Raw genomic sequence first — 15,618 nt, forward strand, 5'->3', positions numbered from 1 at the left:
TAAATCATTAGCGTGTCACGCGGTGAATGCCAGTTTCAGGCCAGGGCGGGGCCATCGGGCCTTGTATATTTTTCCGGTGCTCGACGCCGTAATCCACAAATCACGCATGTCTTTACCACCGAAGCACATATTTGTGGTGAACATATCGGGTATTTCCACATGCTCGGTGGTGCCATTCAGGTTGAACACCGTGATCCCGCCATTGAACAAGGTTCCGACGCAGACGCGGCCATCCTGCTCAACCTTGAGACTGTCCAGCCATTGATATCCCGGCAGCGTCTGTACAACATTGCCCGGCATGCCTGGGATGGGACCCGGTTCGACCTCACCGAGACCTGTGATTTTCATCGCCCAAAGCCGCCCGAAAACTGTGTCCGAGACATAAACGGTTTTGCCATCCGGTGACAAGCCGACTCCGTTGGGCATGGGAATCGTTGCGGCTTTGATCAGTGTCGTGCCATCTATCGAGGCATAATAAAGACCACCATAACGTGTGGATTCCTCATCTTCTATCCCCGTGTCAGTGAACCAGAAGCCGCCGGATTTATCGAACACCAAATCATCGGGCGCGATCAGCCGCTTGCCGTCATACGAGTCAAACAGTTGCGTCACGGCTCCGGTCTTCAGATCCACCCTGTGCACGGACCCGCCCTTGTAATTGGGCCGGATCGGGGCGGGTACGGTGATCTGTTCGGGACCAAACGGCACAAAACTGTAGACACCGCCGTTGTTGCAGACATAGGCTGCTCCGTCCGGGCCTATCGCTACCCCGTTAGGACCGCCGGGAATCTCCGCCACAACGCGGACATCACCATCGGGTGAAAGGCGTGCCAGGGTCTGATCCTTGATGTCGACGAAAAGAACCGACCCGTCGTTCATAGCAACCGGACCTTCGGGAAAACCCAAACCGTTGCACATCTCTTGCAGTTCTAAGGCCATTCCAAAGCTCCCTGGTTGCGCTGAAGCTGAGAATGCTTCGGCGTCTGCCGATGAAAACCCACTTGCCCGAGGCAATGGACAAATTCGGCGAAGTCTCTGGCAATTTTTGGATGTACTGCCAGAGTTTTACAAGCCTCTGACGGCAGGTTTTGTGGCAAGGTTTCTTGCTCACCGAAAAGACCACTCTGTACCTGCGGGGCCAGCATCCAGTTCGGCAACAGTTTGAAAGGACAGGCTCCGGACGCGAGTTGCCCGTTGCGGATCATTGGTGCCACTTCGATACCTTCCGATGTCCAAGCTGCAAAGGTGAGGGATTTGAAACCGAGGACTGGTCGGTTCCTCGTCTTTATGGTGAAACGATGGTCCTGTTCAATCACCTTGTTATCCGGCATGAATGATCGCGAGGCACGGTCGGTAGATTATGGCACAGTCCAAAAATTTGGTCATGAGCTTTCGAGCACTTCACTAGCTTGCGATACCCCCTGCCGCCTGGCGATTGACCTCGATCATTACAGTTACACGCTCGCCTCGCGCGTTCAGAAGCATGGCGACGAAGCCATAGTCGAACCGGCTTGCACAACCAGTGCGAAAACCGCGCAATTGTATGTCGTTCCTTACGTCGACTGCAACATGCACAACGCTTGCCTATAACATATGGTAGGAAACGGTATTGGGACGCTAATTGCCCTGTCGCGCGCGTACCCGCAAGAAGCTGCGTACCTTTGGGCCCGGCCAGAACTCGGCTTATCCAGCGCTGCGGCAGAGGCCGCTTGCGAGATGGAACAGGCATATGTGCTGCTCTGGCCCTGTATTGCATTCAATGCTGCTATGAGGACCACAGGCCCGGCAGCATATCCGGTCCGCCATCCGTTCATGGCGAATAATTGTGAGACGCCATTGACCAGCGACATTCTGGTTTTCAGGTCGGGGGCGACATTTAGAATCGAGACAAGGCGGTGACCGTCGAACCTCAGATGCTCGTGAATGTCTTCACATAAAAGCCAGACATGCGGATGCCTGCGCAACACATCGGGAAGGGCCGCGAGCTGCGCTTTTGAATAGGCTCCCCCTGTTGGGTCGTCCGGCAAATTCAACATAAGCCATTTCATGCGGGACGAAATCGCCTTCTCGAACCGCTCAGACATGAGCAGAAATCTCTCCTCCTAAGGGCAAGAGTGCCTAGCGCTATGGCGGGCAAGACGACCAGTAGGGTGCTGAAAGGACACTCCATCGCCTTTTGACAGCAAGGCCATGAAGGCGTTGTAGATGACCTGCGTCACACCGAAGGAGACGGTGATGCTCTCCGGCGCGTTCCCAAGAGTGTTTTTCCGGCTGAGCTTAACACAAGCCGAGAACCTCAACGCTGGCGTGCCTGCAACGACCGTATGCCTCGCCCAGTCGCTGTGAATTGCATTGATCGCGGTCGTCTTCAAATGGCTTGGCGTTTCGAAGTCCGGCTCCCCGATCCCGAAATCGATGATCGGGTTCCCTTGGGCCTTCAGGGCAAGGGCTTTCTCCACCTGCCCCATGTTTGTTAAGGGGCCACCGCGACCAGGCGTTTTGCACGCATTTCAGATCCGTCCATCATACGCCCCCCGATCAATCACGGCGGCGATGACCGTGAAACTGTCGGCGGCCTGTGCGGCAGCAAGAGCGGCCTTCAGCTCTACGGCAGAACCCACGGTGCGCCCGATACCACCTAAAGCTTCCGCCAAGCGTGCAAAGTCGTGCCTGCCAAAATCCACGCCTGCGTTCTTAAGCTGCCGCCCGCGCTGTTTGATCTCAATGAGGGCAAGGCTGGCGTCCACGAAAACCACGAAAATCGTTTTCAGACCGAGTTCCGCCGCCGTCGACAGTTCGCCTGCCACCATAAGCATTCCGGCATCGCCAGAGAATGACACAACCGTACGGCCCGGTTCGATCAGCGAAGCGCCCATGGCAAGCGGGACGGCACAGCCCATAGTGCAGAGCGCCGACGATTGCAGCAAGCCCTTCGGGGCGTAGCAGTTCCACTTCTGCGACAGAAGAATGCGGTGCGCACCGGAATCGACCGTGGCGACGGTGTCCTTTGGCAGCACTTCGCGGCAGATGTCGATGACCGTTCCCGGTCCCCAATCCTCCGTCTCGGCAAAAGCCGAGGTCAGGCGTTCCCGCACCGTGTTGATCTTGCCGTCCGGCCAGCGGGATGTCGCCGCGACCCCTTCCGAGATGGCATCCAACGTGCGCCCGACATGCGAGACGAACTGAAGACTCGACTGGTGCATATAATGGGTGTTGGGCTCGGCCGAGATATCAATCACTTTTATTATCTCCGCGTCCCAAGCATCGCGCCAGCCGACCCGCATTTCAATCGGGTCGTAGCCTGCGCAGATGATCAGATCAGCCTCGTGTACGAACGGCAGCAGGATACTATCGTTCTTAGGAGACAAACCGGCGCTGCCCATGCAAAGGGGATGGTCTTCAGGGATGATCCCTTTCGCCTTGTAGGTCGTGATGGCCGGAACGTTCTGCGTTTCGCAAAAACGCAGAACCGCTGCGCTCGCATCGTCTTTGAGCGCATCCAGACCCACGATCAAGACAGGTCTCTTGGAAGTCGCCAACCAAGATCGGGCCAGCGTGAGATCATCTTCCGCAGGAACGACAGCACTCACCTTTGAGCGACGGCGCATCTCAACGGGGCCGGGACGCGCATCGGCTACAGAAATCGGTATATCGATATGGACGGGGCCGTCGCGGCCATCAGTTGCGATAGTAACCGCTTTGTCCGCAATCGTATCTGCTCCCTCAGCGGTCAGCATAAAGCTCGCCTTGGTGATCGGGCGGAACACGGCCTGATGGTCCAGAACCTGATGTGTGTAGGTCAGAGCCTCGGTTGCATCGACACAACCGGTCAGGACGATGAGCGGCACACGATCTTGCTGTGCGTTGGCGACGACATTCACGCAGTTCAAAGCGCCCGGGCCAACTGTTGCCACGAGAATGCCTGGTGCGCCGGTCATGTGATGCGCCCCTTCGGCCATGAAGCCTGCGCTGTTTTCATGTTTGCACAGAACGAATGTGATCCCGGCCTTTTCAAGCGCGTCGACAAGCGTCAACACTTCCCCGCCTGGCATGCCAAAAGCGTGCCGGCAGCCAGCCTCGTAGAGCCGCCGCGCGAGGAGGTCGGCGGCCCGAAGGTCTTCGTCAGTTTTCATGGGGTCCCCTATTCAGCCGCGTAGCGCGTGGTGTCCGTCAGGTGTGCATAACCGTCACGCGTCTGTGGTGTTTTGATGCCAAGAATGTTCCCGGCGACTTGGGTTCGAAGGATCTGTGCGGTCCCGCCACCGATGGTGAACATGCGCACATCGCGATACATCCGCTCCAGAGGTTCGCGATCGCAGTAGCCCCGTGCGCCGAACATTTGCAGCGCGTCGCTGACCACCTTTATGGCCATCTCAGACGCAAAGAGCTTGGCGCGGGCGGCCATTGTCATGTCAGGATACAGACTGCCGTTCGGACCACGCGAGCGCGCCGCTTCATGGAGAAGCAGCCGGGCTGCATGTACTTGCGTGTCCATATCTGCGAGCATCCATTGAAGCCCCTGGAATTCCGCGAGCAAGCGTCCGAATTGTTCGCGTTTGAGGAGATAGCGTTTGGCATGTCCGAGCGCACCTGCCGCGACACCCATGGCAATGGTGCCCGCGCCTACGCGTTGCGTATTGTAGGCGTTCATAAGGTCGGCAAAACCGCGCTTGAGACCTGAAGGCGGTTTGACCAGCCATTTCTCGTCGATCTCGACATTCTCGAACCGCAATTCTGCTTCGGGCATACCGCAGAGGCCCATTGTGTATTCGCGGTCCACCACGGTGAAGCCCTTTGGCATGTTACCCGAGATCGGATCGGCAAACAGAATGAAGCCGCCAATCCCCTGTTCCACGCCTGCCTCATCGAGAACGCGGGCAAAAACCAGGTAGAGCTTCGAAACCCCACCGCCTGTAATCCAGTGCTTGGTCCCATTGACGACATATGTGTTGCCCCGTTTCCTCGCGGTGGTCCGCATTTCAGTCGCGGCACTACCCGCGTCAGGTTCCGTTATGCAGATCGCGGGTTTGTCTCCTGCCAAGACATGCGAAGCGCAAAAAGCCTTCTGCTCGTCATTGCCGTATCCCATGACCGCACTGATGCCGCCCATGTTGCCTTCGACAACGATGCGGGCCGTCAGGGTGCAGGCTTTCGCGATCTCTTCGACCACCATGGCCACATCCAAAAAGCTCGCGCCCTGCCCGCCATATTCCTTTGGAATGGACATACCCATTATGCCAGCATCGGCCAGCTCACCAACGTTTTGCCAGCAATAGACGCGCGATTTGTCCCACTCTGCGGCGCGTTTCTCAAATGCTGGGGCCAGTTCTCTTGCGACGTTCACAAGTGGATGTGTCATGGCGTATCCCTCACTTCCGTTTTAACCAGAATACGCTTGCTAAAATACTACACAATTAAATAAGATTGGTTATCTATTACAATATTGCTTAAGTTATGCAGACACGCTCTCTCAGAACCCTCGTGCGGATCTCGACGGTTGGCTCCTTTGCGAAGGCGGCCGAGCAACAGAACATGACATTGTCCGCCCTATCCATGCAGATGAAGGCGCTCGAGACGGAGCTTGGCGTCGACCTCTTTGACCGCTCCGTACGACCACCGCGACTTACACCAATCGGTCGAACCATCGTCGAGGCAGCGATCCCGCTCCTGCAGCACGAAGATAACCTTCTCGAAATCTGTCGCCCGACGGACACGCTGGTCGGGCATTTCCGAATTGGATTTGTCACAACTGCTGCCGTTCGCCTGCTGCCGGAATTCCTGAAAAACGCAAAGCATCATGCGCCGCAAGCGACCTTCGCGTTTGAAACCGGTCTGTCCAAGACACTGCAGGAGAAGGTCGTGAACGGACAGCTTGATGCCGCCCTTGTCACGGATGCCGATGGTGTTCCCGACGCGCTTGCGGAATTGGTGCTTCGAGAGGAACCCTTTGTCTTTGCGGCCCACAAGAGTTTGCTGAAAGACGGCCTCGCAGGTCTATTAAGTGCCCAGCCCTTCTTTCATTTCATGCCCGACACCGGAATCGGGAAACTCATTGCTGGCGAGATGCTGAAGCACAAAAGACCAAAGAGTTCCGAGACAATCGTCCTCGATAACCTTGAAGCGATCATGGGGTGTGTCTCGGCGGGTTTGGGTTTTACGCTTCTGCCCACCCCCGATGTTGTTCGGTATCGGTCTGCCGACGTCAATACCGTCCGTCATCCGCAGGCGTCGGTCAGAAAACTTGTTCTTGCCACCGTCCGCGAGGGAGCACTGGCTGAAAGGGAAACTGCACTCGCGGCGTTGTTTTCGGCCGATGAGACTCAGCGAATAAGATAGGCCTTTCTTACGCTAGCTGCCTCAGTTGAACAGATGAGAATATAAAAGCTGCTTCGAAAGAAACCATGGATCAGCCTTCAACTGGATAACGCCCCTCGTCAGACAGGCCCCAAAGCTAAGAAAGTCCATGGTCTAGAGCTTTCAAAAAATCTCATCCTTGGCTTGGCTCCTGAGATTTGGTGTGCCCAGAATTTGCCGAGCACACCTCGGGCAATTGGGGAAGCGTTCCCTTTAGACGCGTCCGGTGCCGTTGAAATTACAAGCGCCAGCCCGCATCACGTCCATAACGCAAGTCCCTGTGGTAGAGTTCCGGGTCCAGACCAATGTCATTCAGCATACGTTTATCAAGCTGAGACACATGCCGGAGATCCCGCTTCAAGCGGTATTTACGAATTGTAGAGCTGCGCAAACGCGAAAACAGGCTGGTGAATACCTTAAAAAGGGAATCGCCTCGCTTTCCTCTTCCAATTGGTGCAATAGCATCAATCGCTTGAAATAAGAGGCCGCGTCGGCAGGAAAATAAATTACGTTCCATCGTCATTTTAACTCCTATGTTCGGTGCGATAGCGCCGGATCTGCCGGGACCGTCAGGCCGCAAAATTCTGTGGAATCTTCGTCCAACCGCGATGACTGCGTGATTCTATGATCCGGCCTATTTGAACAAAAAAACCTAGTCAGACGGTTACGGCGGTTGGTTGCTGTGCTGCCTTGCAAACATGCTCGACATGGCGATGGTCAGTACCGCAACACCCGCCAATGACGGTCAAATTGGGAAGAAGTTGTGCAAGCTCCAGATGCAACTCGCCGAACTCTTGCGGGTTCCCGTCATCCAACTCCTCTGCTTCGTCCAGCTCAGCATGTGACAGGCGCGACGCGTTGGCCCGCACACCCATAATCCGCTTCGTCCAATCGCCGCCTTGTTCCAGAACGGAGCGGAAATGATCGGGATGCGCACAGTTGATCATGAAGTACGCCGCAGTGCTTCCCGTGGCTCTGTCGACCTGTTCAATGGCAGAGCGCAGGCCCTGACCTGAAGGCAGTCGGCCGTCGGTTTCGACGGTGAACGAAATCACTACCGGAATATCCGCAGATTGCGCGGCGCGCACGATGCCGGTCGCCTCGTCGGCATAGGTCATCGTGATCGCTGAAACCATGTCTGCACCCATTCCGGCGAACCAATTAACCTGAGTCTGATGATAGGCTTCAGCTTCAGGTACGCTCATTTTTTCCGTCGGGGCGTAACCGTCGCTGTGCGGCCCGATCACTCCGTTGATTACAAAAGGAGAGTCCTGAGTTTCATGGTCCGCCCGCATCCTCACCAGCGTTGCGATAACCTCCCGGTGAACCTCTTTCAGCTGATCACGGTCCACTCCCAATTCTGCCGCCCAGCGGGGACTGGCACGCCAGGTTGGGGTGTCCATTATGAACCCACGACGATGGTTGACGGCCAGCCGAGCGAACCCGCGCATATACCTGTCTATGGCGTCGATACCCTCCTGGCTTTCCAGCGCTTTGAAGGCTGCAAACAGCGGCAGATCGATCCCGTCGTGAAAGACCAGGGTGGTTTCAAGGCCACCATCAGCCACCATCCGAGTGCCATTCAACTGCGGCAGCGCATTGCGATACTTCATTGCTATTCTCCTGTTTCCAGGCCCCTCACTGGGGCCGTTACGTATGAAACGGGAATAGCAACGGCCCGGGCTCGAACCTTGAACCGCATCTGAGCTTTTCCTGAGAAAGTATGAGGGGTAGGCTGTTTCAAACGAGAATTGTTTCAAACATGATCGGTTCCGGGGCATGAAATACGCGTTCAATGATTGTACGATTGATACCGATCTCTTTCAGATATCGCGTGGTGAGGTCTGTAAAAGTCTGACCCCTCAGACCCTGCAAATTCTGGAGTACCTCATTACGAACCGGGATCGGGTAGTGCTGAAGGACGAGCTGGTCGACCAGGTGTGGCAAGGCCGGTTTATCACTGACGCTACTTTGTCGACCGCTATGAAAGAAGCCCGCCAGGCGGTTGGTGACACAGGGCGGGATCAGCACACAATCCGGACAGTGCATGGGAAAGGTTTCCGCTTTGTCGCTGAAATCGACACCGCCGCGACCAACACACAAGACACGCCGGCGCCGGACGGAATTGTTCTTGCGGTTCTTCCGTTCAGAAGTTTGGGTACGAGTTTTAACGACGGGATTCTGGCCGAAGGGTTGACCGAAGATACGATCACCAACCTGTCGCGGTTTCGCGAACTCACACTGTTGTCACATCGCACAACCGCCCAATTGGCCACGGATAAGGTTTCAAACTCCGAGATGTCGGATAGATTTGGGGTCACCCATGTCGTCGAAGGCAGCATCCGAAGGTCTCAAAGCCAGCTGCGGGTGACCGTGCAGGTGACCGAGGCCCGTAACGGCAGGCTGGTCGCCACGGAGCAATTCGATCGCGGTGGCGGACCCGAAGACCTGTTTGACATTCAGGAAGACATTGCCACTTTGATTGCAGGGCGCCTCGGTAGCCGCCACGGCCTCGTTGCGAAACAGGTCGCTCGATCCCTACCGGACGGACGTACGCGTTCCTGGGACACGTATTTTCTCGTTACGCAGTTTTATGAGTATTACCGGTCCTACGATCATTCCATACATGCAGACATTCGGGACAGGTTAAAGGACGCGCTCGAAACTGATCCCCAATCATCAGATGGGTGGGCGGCCTATGCCATGCTGTTACTGGAAGAGTACCGCTATCACGTCAACCAGCGCCCTGACGTAGATGCCTTGGCGCTATCAGCAGAAGCTGCGCGCAAGGCGGTGGAATGCGATGGGCTAAATGCCTTTGCGCAAATGACACTGGCGCTGACTATCTACTATCAGATGGACATTGCCGGATTCAGGGTCGCCGCCGAACGAGCGCTGGAACTGAATTCCGGCCACTGCGATGTTTTGGCCGAGATCGGGTCCTGCCATCTGTTTTTAGGTGAATATGATCGCGCCGTCGAATTGCTGGATAGGGCTATTGAACTAAGTCCGGTCCATCCCGGATGGTACCATTACGCACGATGCTGGCTCTATGCATCTCAAGGTTTTATCGAGGCGGCGCTGGTAGAGATCGAAAAAGTTCCCATGCCCGACTTCTTTTGGTATCAGGCGCACCTTGCTTGGCTTCATGGCGAATTGGGCAACACTGAAAAAGCACAAGCGTCAGTCGAAGTCATGCGAGAGATGTTTCCGATCTTCGAGGACGTCGTCTATGAAGAACTCGCTTTGACCGGAATAACTCCGGAACGCGGAGAGATGGCTGTGCGAGGATGGCGAAAGGCCGGGCTCAGAATTCCGGAATACCCGAATTAGACCGCAGACGCCTCATTGCGGGCACGGCGATCAAACCTGAGACCGCAACGGCGGCGGCCAAAGCCGGATAGCCCCCCACTGCGATTGCGAGGCTCCCGGTTACGCCACCCAATGCAAACCCCAGAAGGTAACGTGCCATACCCGCCGCCGGGGCGTCTGTCCGATCCAGGTACAGCGGAAAAAACAGGAACAAGCCGAATGCGTTGATCAGGATAGTGGCGCCAATCAGCAACTCGGTTTTAGATAAATAGGTAAGCCCGCCGGCAAAGGCGGCGAGTAACAGACCAATTATCCCAGCCTGCAGTCTCAGCCGGTTCGGCATGAGACCAGCAAGGTAAGAACCCAAACCGGACAGCAACAGGCTTCCGGCTAGCCAGGCGCTGAGGCTGCCAAGGTTTAGCTCAACCGAGAACACTTCGAGAAAGGCCCAATAAGCGCCCATACATGCAAAGAACGGCAGCAAGCTAACGTCCTTTTTCCAGTTTAAGTGCCTGATACTGCGCTTGCTTGGTACAGGCATTTTCCAAAACAGCAGGGCCACCTGCATCGCCGCTAGAAGGGCCAAAAAAGGCAGCAATGATAACTCGAATACATGGATACCAACCAGCAGAACAAAGGAAGCGGTACAGCCGATCGCCATTCCATTGCCTATCATTCGCAGAACCTTTGTCTCCGCGAAACTGCGCGACAGGGGCAGAGCTAAAACAATGCCTAACGACAGACCTGTACTGCTTGCCCCGGCAAACAAAATCGTCTTCGGAATAGCCTGTACCATCGCAGCACCAGCAATTCCGCAGAACGCAACAATCCCCGCGGCACGAGGCAATGCTCTATGTCGTGTGTCGGCTCCAATCGCGCATCCCGCCGCAGATGATAATAGGACGATGCTTGCCAACAAGCCTACCGTTATGTCGGAAATACCGCATTTATCAGCCAGTTCAGCCAGCCAAATTGGCATAGTGTTCAGAACGGTAACAGCCAAGGCGATTATGAAAAAACTCGTCAATTTCCCATCCTCGCCAAGTCAGGTTGCTACTCTAGTTCGATGTTTGATCACACTAAGTTACTGGTCAACGTTTCCGAAAACGAACTTTTTGGCTAGCTTGGGTCCTTCAAAATAATCAGAAAACAACCTCTGGTGGCTTTGTCGCAGATTTTTAACCCTGTCTGTCCGAGGGGGGCACCTTTGTTAAATGCGTCTCGGATTTCGAACAAGGCGGGTAGTGGCAATCTCATTCAATGGCACACATTTCTCCACAGGACGCGGTATTTCCGTCGATCATGCATCTTTGAACCGCCGGGTGTTAGGTATTCACCGCTGGTCGCTGACCGAGCACGTCGCCAGAGACGTAGTCGCAATCAATCCTGGCGAATGGATAAGGCTCATGCTCTGACGCAACTTTTTTGTATCTGCATCCGCCACACTGAACTGCATCGAAGTTGCACAGATAATCCGTAAAGGCCGTTCGGGCTCGGAATATGCCCGTTCAAACAGTTTGCGAAGCTGGCCATCTGAACACAGCTTTTTCCGTCTTAAGCATATTTTCCGTCTTAATAGTTCTGCAAAGTATGCGTCACAGCTGCCCGACTGAAGTCCGGAACAAAATCAAGGGCATCACCAACCTCTACTCACAGGTTGCCTGAAAGAGGCATGCTACCCAATCCAGCAACTGATCCAGGCAATGCAACAGTGGCGAGCGAAGAGGTGCTGGTTTTAGGAGTTCAACAGCTTTGCGGAGTATCCTGATCGGCTTGCTAGCATCACCACGGTCGCCGAAAAATTCGTGAGATTATCAAATTTTTCCAGATGGAGCTGTTGTTCCCTTACGACTGGTCCAACCCCTTCAACCGAAGCATATGTTGACGGACACGGTTATTCGTCAGGAGCATACATGAACAACAAATACTTCGCGCCACATGGCGGGCATCCCGGACAAGACCAGTTGTTGACAGATCGCGCCGTTTTTACAGACGCCTATGCTGTGATTCCGAAAGGGACAATGCGGGACATTGTGACCAGTTTTCTTCCGTTTTGGGACCAGACCCGTTTGTGGGTTATTTCACGACCGCTAAGCGGCTTTGCCGAAACCTTTTCGCAATACATCATGGAGGTGCAGCCCGGTGGCGGTTCTAACCGGCCCGAGACCGACCCCGGGGCCGAAGGTGTGCTATTTGTCGTCGAAGGAACCGCGACGCTAAGTGTAGGAGGCCAGACGCACGAGCTAACACAAGGTGGCTATGCCTATTTGCCGCCCGCTATTGAATGGACCTTGCACAATCGGGCAGATGAGACACTGCGGTTTCACTGGATTCGAAAGGCTTACGAAGCTGTAGACGGGTTGGAAAAACCCGATGTTCTGATACTCAACGAAAACGACATAGCGCCGACACCAATGCCCGGGACCGATGGCAAATGGGCCACGACGCGATTTGTCGACCCAAGTGACCTGCGTCACGACATGCATGTCACGGTGGTGACCTTCGAGCCCGGCGCCGTCATCCCCTTCCTTGAAACCCATGTTATGGAACATGGCCTATATGTTCTGGAAGGAAAGGCTGTCTACCGGTTGAACAGTGACTGGGTCGAAGTCGAAGCCGGCGATTACATGTGGTTGCGCGCATTCTGCCCTCAGGCCTGTTATGCAGGTGGTCCGGGCAAGTTTCGCTACCTGCTCTACAAGGATGTGAACCGGCACATGGCGCTGCGACCGGCTTCGGTCGCCTGTCGGTAGCACCGACGGCTCAGGACGGCGGTGGAATAACAGCCCCACCGATTGCATGGGTCAATTGATGTGCCGCCTCAATTACGGGGCGGCTCAGCTGTTCAATCTCGGCTTCGCCGATCCGGCTTGTCGGCCCAGAAACCGAGATCCCGGCAACCGCCTCGCGATTGATGTCGAAAACCGGGGCTGCAATACATCGCATGCCCGAGTTTTTTTCCTCGTTGTCCACCGAAAAGCCTTGCGCTCTGACAACTGCAAGGTCGGCTTTCAACGCCTCTGGATCGGTAATTGATCTGTCCGTGAAAGATTGCAAGTCCACGGTGCTCAACAGTCTGTTCAGCCGATCTTCATCCATGTGAGCCAGCAACGCTTTGCCTATCCCCGATGCGTGCATTGGCGAAAGTGTACCCGGCGGAAAGAATGCTCGAATGCTGGCATGCGTCTCAACCTGGCTCAGAAAAAGGACAGAGCCTTCCTTCTCGACACCAAGATTGGCGGTCTCACCCGTTACTTCCATCAGCTTGCGCATGATCGGTCTGGCCCGGTCGACAAGACTAGTGCGGCGCAGAAAGCGTGAACCAATGACAAACGCACGCGGGCCGATATGCCAGACCTGTTCGTCGTGATCGAACTCGACAAGCCCCCTGCCCTCCAACGTCACGAGGATACGGTACACTGTCGCCGGGGATTGGCGCATTTCGTCGGACAGCGTGGTCAACGCCTTGCCTTGCGCCTTGCTCAGGTATTCGAAAACCTCCATCGCACGATCCAGAGATTTGATCGTGTTCTGAGCGGTTTTGTCATCCCATCCCCGCGGTCTTCCCCGGGATTTGCGGCGGGATTTTGGGTCATTATCTTGAGAATTCATAAAAACCCTCTGATCATATGTGAAAGACGAATTCAACATATGAAAAATATAAGGCACTGACAACTATAAGTTAAATTTCTTAAGCTGTATTTTGAAATGCGTTTTCAAAAAAATTTCGAACTGAATGGCTTGGCTCTATTGTGTCAGCAACGACCGAAGGAGACCATCCATGAGCTTTCAAAACCCCGTTTTCATCCCGGGCCCGACCAATATTCCTGAAAGCCTGCGCAAGGCCTGCGATATGCCGACGATCGACCATCGCTCGCCGCTGTTCGGGCAGATTCTGCATCCTGCGCGCACGGGCGTTCGTAAAATTCTGAAAAGCGAAAGCGCCGAAGTCTTTATTTTCCCCTCAACCGGGACCGGTGGTTGGGAGACGGCTTTGACCAATACCCTGTCAGCGGGTGACAAGGTTCTGGCTGCCCGTAACGGCATGTTCAGCCACCGCTGGATCGACATGTGCCAACGCCATGGGCTGAATGTCGAGATCGTCGAGACCCCTTGGGGCGACGGGCTGCCCGCCGACCGCTACGAAGAGATTCTGACCGCCGACACCAACCACGAAATCAAGGTCGTTCTCGCCACGCATAACGAAACGGCAACCGGCGTAAAGTCGGACATTGCCGCCGTACGCAAGGCACTGAATGCCGCCGGGCACCCTGCCATGCTGTTTGTCGATGGTGTCTCATCGATCGCTTCCATGGACTTCCGTTTTGACGAATGGGGCGTCGACGTCGCCGTCACGGGTTCGCAAAAAGGTTTCATGCTGACTGCGGGCCTTGCCATCGTTGGCTTTAGTCAGAAGGCGATGGAAGCGACCGAGACCGGTACCTTGCCCCGTACCTTCTTTGATGTGCATGACATGGCCAAGGGTTACGCCAATAATGCCTATCCCTACACGCCCGCTGTTGGCTTGATGAATGGCCTCAACCAGGCCTGCGACATGCTGCTGAGTGAAGGTCTGGAAAACGTTTTTGCCCGACATACCCGTATCGCCGAAGGTGTCCGCGCCGCCGTGGGTGCCTGGGGGCTGGAGCTGTGTGCAGCAAACCCGTCAGTGTATTCTGACACCGTAAGCGCGATCCGAACACCGAACGGGTTCAACGCGACGGATATCGTTACCCATGCCGCAGACAAATATGGCGTCGCCTTTGGCGTTGGCCTTGGCGAAGTTGCCGGCAAGGTGTTCCGCATCGGACACCTGGGCAGCCTGACGGATGTCATGGCTCTGTCCGGCATCGCCACCGCTGAAATGTGCATGGCTGATCTGGGCCTGAACATTGAGCTTGGCTCGGGCGTGGCGGCCGCACAGGAATACTACCGTGGTCATCCCGCTGCCGTTCAGAAGGACGCTGCATGATGAAGGATTGCAACATGTACATCCCAACTTATGAGGACATGCTGGCGGCGCATGATCGGATAGAACCTTTCATCCGCCGCACTCCGGTCCGCACTTCGGACCACCTGAACGAACTGACCGGGGCGCAGCTGTTCTTCAAATGTGAGAACTTTCAGGAACCGGGTGCGTTCAAGGTACGAGGCGCCACAAATGCGGTGTTCGGGCTGGATGAGGAGCAGGCGAAAAAGGGCGTTGCGACTCATTCCTCGGGCAACCACGCCTCATGCCTGTCCTATGCGGCGATGAAACGGGGTATTCCCTGTAACGTGGTAATGCCGCGTACGGCACCGCAGGCCAAGAAGGACACGGTTCGTCGCTATGGCGGGAAGATCACCGAATGTGAGCCATCCACCTCATCTCGAGAAGCGACATTTGCCGAGGTGCAGGCGGCCACGGGTGGGGATTTTGTTCATCCCTACAACGATCCGCGCGTAATCGCCGGGCAAGGTACCTGTTCACGTGAGTTTATTGAGCAAACCGACGGGCTGGACGCAGTCGTCGCCCCCATTGGTGGCGGTGGCATGGTGTCCGGCACGTGTCTGACTCTGTCCACTCTAGCCCCGGAAACAGCGATCATAGCGGCAGAGCCCGAACAGGCCGACGATGCTTATCGCAGCTTCAAGGCTGGCCACATCATCGCGGACGACGCGCCAAAGACGATTGCCGACGGGCTGCTGGTTCCGCTTAAAGACCTCACCTGGCATTTCGTGTCAAACCACGTCACCGAAATCTACACCGCATCGGAACAAGAGATTATCGATGCGATGAAGTTGACGTGGAAACACCTGCGGATCGTGATGGAGCCATCCTCGGCCGTACCGCTGGCCACGATCCTGAAGAACCCGGACGCTTTCAAGGGTAAGCGTGTCGGTCTGATCATCACCGGGGGCAATGTCGATCTGGACAAGCTGCCTTGGCTGAATGCCTGACCGCAATCCAAC

14 protein-coding genes are annotated in these 15,618 nt (G+C 55.6%); 5 read left to right on the forward strand and 9 right to left on the reverse strand.

Annotation, left to right across the window (positions count from 1 at the left end; translation table 11 throughout):
- Positions 1 to 15: 15 nt before the first annotated feature.
- The 5 genes from ACR0IM_RS17635 to acdA form a co-directional block, all read right to left on the reverse strand.
- Positions 16 to 939, reverse strand: a complete 924-nt coding sequence (locus tag ACR0IM_RS17635) for an SMP-30/gluconolactonase/LRE family protein (protein ID WP_480682703.1) — start codon at positions 937 to 939, stop codon at positions 16 to 18.
- Complete coding sequence (locus ACR0IM_RS17640; protein ID WP_480682704.1) at positions 930 to 1,331, reverse strand: hypothetical protein; 402 nt, start codon at positions 1,329 to 1,331, stop codon at positions 930 to 932. The genes ACR0IM_RS17635 and ACR0IM_RS17640 overlap by 10 nt, the downstream gene beginning before the upstream one ends.
- A 222-nt stretch (positions 1,332 to 1,553) precedes the next feature.
- A complete protein-coding gene (locus tag ACR0IM_RS17645) occupies positions 1,554 to 2,084 on the reverse strand; it encodes an aminotransferase class I/II-fold pyridoxal phosphate-dependent enzyme (RefSeq protein WP_480682705.1) in 531 nt (176 codons plus the stop codon).
- Between the two features lie 426 nt (positions 2,085 to 2,510).
- The gene (locus ACR0IM_RS17650) at positions 2,511 to 4,133 is read right to left on the reverse strand and encodes a thiamine pyrophosphate-binding protein (RefSeq protein WP_480682706.1); all 1,623 of its coding nucleotides are present in this window, start codon (positions 4,131 to 4,133) and stop codon (positions 2,511 to 2,513) included.
- An 8-nt stretch (positions 4,134 to 4,141) separates the two neighbouring features.
- Entirely contained in the window at positions 4,142 to 5,359 is a 1,218-nt protein-coding gene (gene acdA, locus ACR0IM_RS17655; protein WP_480682707.1) for a 3-sulfinopropanoyl-CoA desulfinase, read from the reverse strand.
- A 95-nt stretch (positions 5,360 to 5,454) separates the two neighbouring features.
- On the opposite strand from acdA, the gene ACR0IM_RS17660 reads away from it, so the two are divergent.
- Complete coding sequence (locus ACR0IM_RS17660; RefSeq protein ID WP_480682708.1) at positions 5,455 to 6,336, forward strand: LysR family transcriptional regulator; 882 nt, start codon at positions 5,455 to 5,457, stop codon at positions 6,334 to 6,336.
- Positions 6,337 to 6,592: 256 nt separating this feature from the next.
- Here the strand turns inward: ACR0IM_RS17660 and ACR0IM_RS17665 are convergent, their stop codons facing one another.
- On the reverse strand, positions 6,593 to 6,877 hold the full coding sequence (locus tag ACR0IM_RS17665; protein ID WP_480682709.1) for a hypothetical protein: 285 nt from the start codon (positions 6,875 to 6,877) through the stop codon (positions 6,593 to 6,595).
- 133 nt (positions 6,878 to 7,010) lie between these two features.
- The gene (locus ACR0IM_RS17670; RefSeq protein ID WP_480682710.1) at positions 7,011 to 7,967 is read right to left on the reverse strand and encodes a homocysteine S-methyltransferase family protein; all 957 of its coding nucleotides are present in this window, start codon (positions 7,965 to 7,967) and stop codon (positions 7,011 to 7,013) included.
- A gap of 166 nt (positions 7,968 to 8,133) precedes the next feature.
- Between ACR0IM_RS17670 and ACR0IM_RS17675 the strand changes: the two genes are divergently transcribed.
- Entirely contained in the window at positions 8,134 to 9,687 is a 1,554-nt protein-coding gene (locus ACR0IM_RS17675; RefSeq protein WP_480682711.1) for a winged helix-turn-helix domain-containing tetratricopeptide repeat protein, read from the forward strand.
- Here the strand turns inward: ACR0IM_RS17675 and ACR0IM_RS17680 are convergent.
- On the reverse strand, positions 9,662 to 10,693 hold the full coding sequence (locus ACR0IM_RS17680) for a hypothetical protein (RefSeq protein WP_480682712.1): 1,032 nt from the start codon (positions 10,691 to 10,693) through the stop codon (positions 9,662 to 9,664). The genes ACR0IM_RS17675 and ACR0IM_RS17680 overlap by 26 nt on opposite strands.
- 886 nt (positions 10,694 to 11,579) lie before the next feature.
- On the opposite strand from ACR0IM_RS17680, the gene ACR0IM_RS17685 reads away from it, so the two are divergent.
- On the forward strand, positions 11,580 to 12,419 hold the full coding sequence (locus ACR0IM_RS17685; RefSeq protein WP_480682713.1) for a bifunctional allantoicase/(S)-ureidoglycine aminohydrolase: 840 nt from the start codon (positions 11,580 to 11,582) through the stop codon (positions 12,417 to 12,419).
- Between the two features lie 10 nt (positions 12,420 to 12,429).
- On the opposite strand, the gene bhcR is transcribed toward ACR0IM_RS17685, so the two are convergent.
- Positions 12,430 to 13,278, reverse strand: coding sequence for an HTH-type transcriptional regulator BhcR (bhcR, locus tag ACR0IM_RS17690; protein ID WP_480682714.1), 849 nt, complete (start codon positions 13,276 to 13,278; stop codon positions 12,430 to 12,432).
- Between the two features lie 169 nt (positions 13,279 to 13,447).
- Between bhcR and bhcA the strand changes: the two genes are divergently transcribed.
- Positions 13,448 to 14,638, forward strand: a complete 1,191-nt coding sequence (bhcA, locus tag ACR0IM_RS17695) for an L-aspartate--glyoxylate aminotransferase BhcA (protein WP_480642663.1) — start codon at positions 13,448 to 13,450, stop codon at positions 14,636 to 14,638.
- Positions 14,638 to 15,606: a beta-hydroxyaspartate dehydratase BhcB gene (gene bhcB / locus ACR0IM_RS17700; protein WP_480595693.1), complete on the forward strand. Its 969-nt coding sequence runs from the start codon at positions 14,638 to 14,640 to the stop codon at positions 15,604 to 15,606. Before bhcA ends, bhcB begins: the two co-directional genes overlap by 1 nt.
- Positions 15,607 to 15,618 lie beyond the last annotated feature (12 nt).

This window comes from Ruegeria sp. BF6 (assembly GCF_056538665.1).

Excerpts from the sequence above, each read along its gene's own strand:
- ACR0IM_RS17635 (WP_480682703.1), bottom strand. The coding sequence starts at position 939 with ATGGCCTTAGAACTGCAAGAGATGTGCAACGGTTTGGGTTTTCCCGAA.
- ACR0IM_RS17640 (WP_480682704.1), bottom strand. The coding sequence starts at position 1,331 with ATGCCGGATAACAAGGTGATTGAACAGGACCATCGTTTCACCATAAAG.
- ACR0IM_RS17645 (WP_480682705.1), bottom strand. The coding sequence starts at position 2,084 with ATGTCTGAGCGGTTCGAGAAGGCGATTTCGTCCCGCATGAAATGGCTT.
- ACR0IM_RS17650 (WP_480682706.1), bottom strand. The coding sequence starts at position 4,133 with ATGAAAACTGACGAAGACCTTCGGGCCGCCGACCTCCTCGCGCGGCGG.
- acdA (WP_480682707.1), bottom strand. The coding sequence starts at position 5,359 with ATGACACATCCACTTGTGAACGTCGCAAGAGAACTGGCCCCAGCATTT.
- ACR0IM_RS17660 (WP_480682708.1), top strand. The coding sequence starts at position 5,455 with ATGCAGACACGCTCTCTCAGAACCCTCGTGCGGATCTCGACGGTTGGC.
- ACR0IM_RS17665 (WP_480682709.1), bottom strand. The coding sequence starts at position 6,877 with ATGACGATGGAACGTAATTTATTTTCCTGCCGACGCGGCCTCTTATTT.
- ACR0IM_RS17670 (WP_480682710.1), bottom strand. The coding sequence starts at position 7,967 with ATGAAGTATCGCAATGCGCTGCCGCAGTTGAATGGCACTCGGATGGTG.
- ACR0IM_RS17675 (WP_480682711.1), top strand. The coding sequence starts at position 8,134 with ATGAAATACGCGTTCAATGATTGTACGATTGATACCGATCTCTTTCAG.
- ACR0IM_RS17685 (WP_480682713.1), top strand. The coding sequence starts at position 11,580 with ATGAACAACAAATACTTCGCGCCACATGGCGGGCATCCCGGACAAGAC.
- bhcR (WP_480682714.1), bottom strand. The coding sequence starts at position 13,278 with ATGAATTCTCAAGATAATGACCCAAAATCCCGCCGCAAATCCCGGGGA.
- bhcA (WP_480642663.1), top strand. The coding sequence starts at position 13,448 with ATGAGCTTTCAAAACCCCGTTTTCATCCCGGGCCCGACCAATATTCCT.
- bhcB (WP_480595693.1), top strand. The coding sequence starts at position 14,638 with ATGAAGGATTGCAACATGTACATCCCAACTTATGAGGACATGCTGGCG.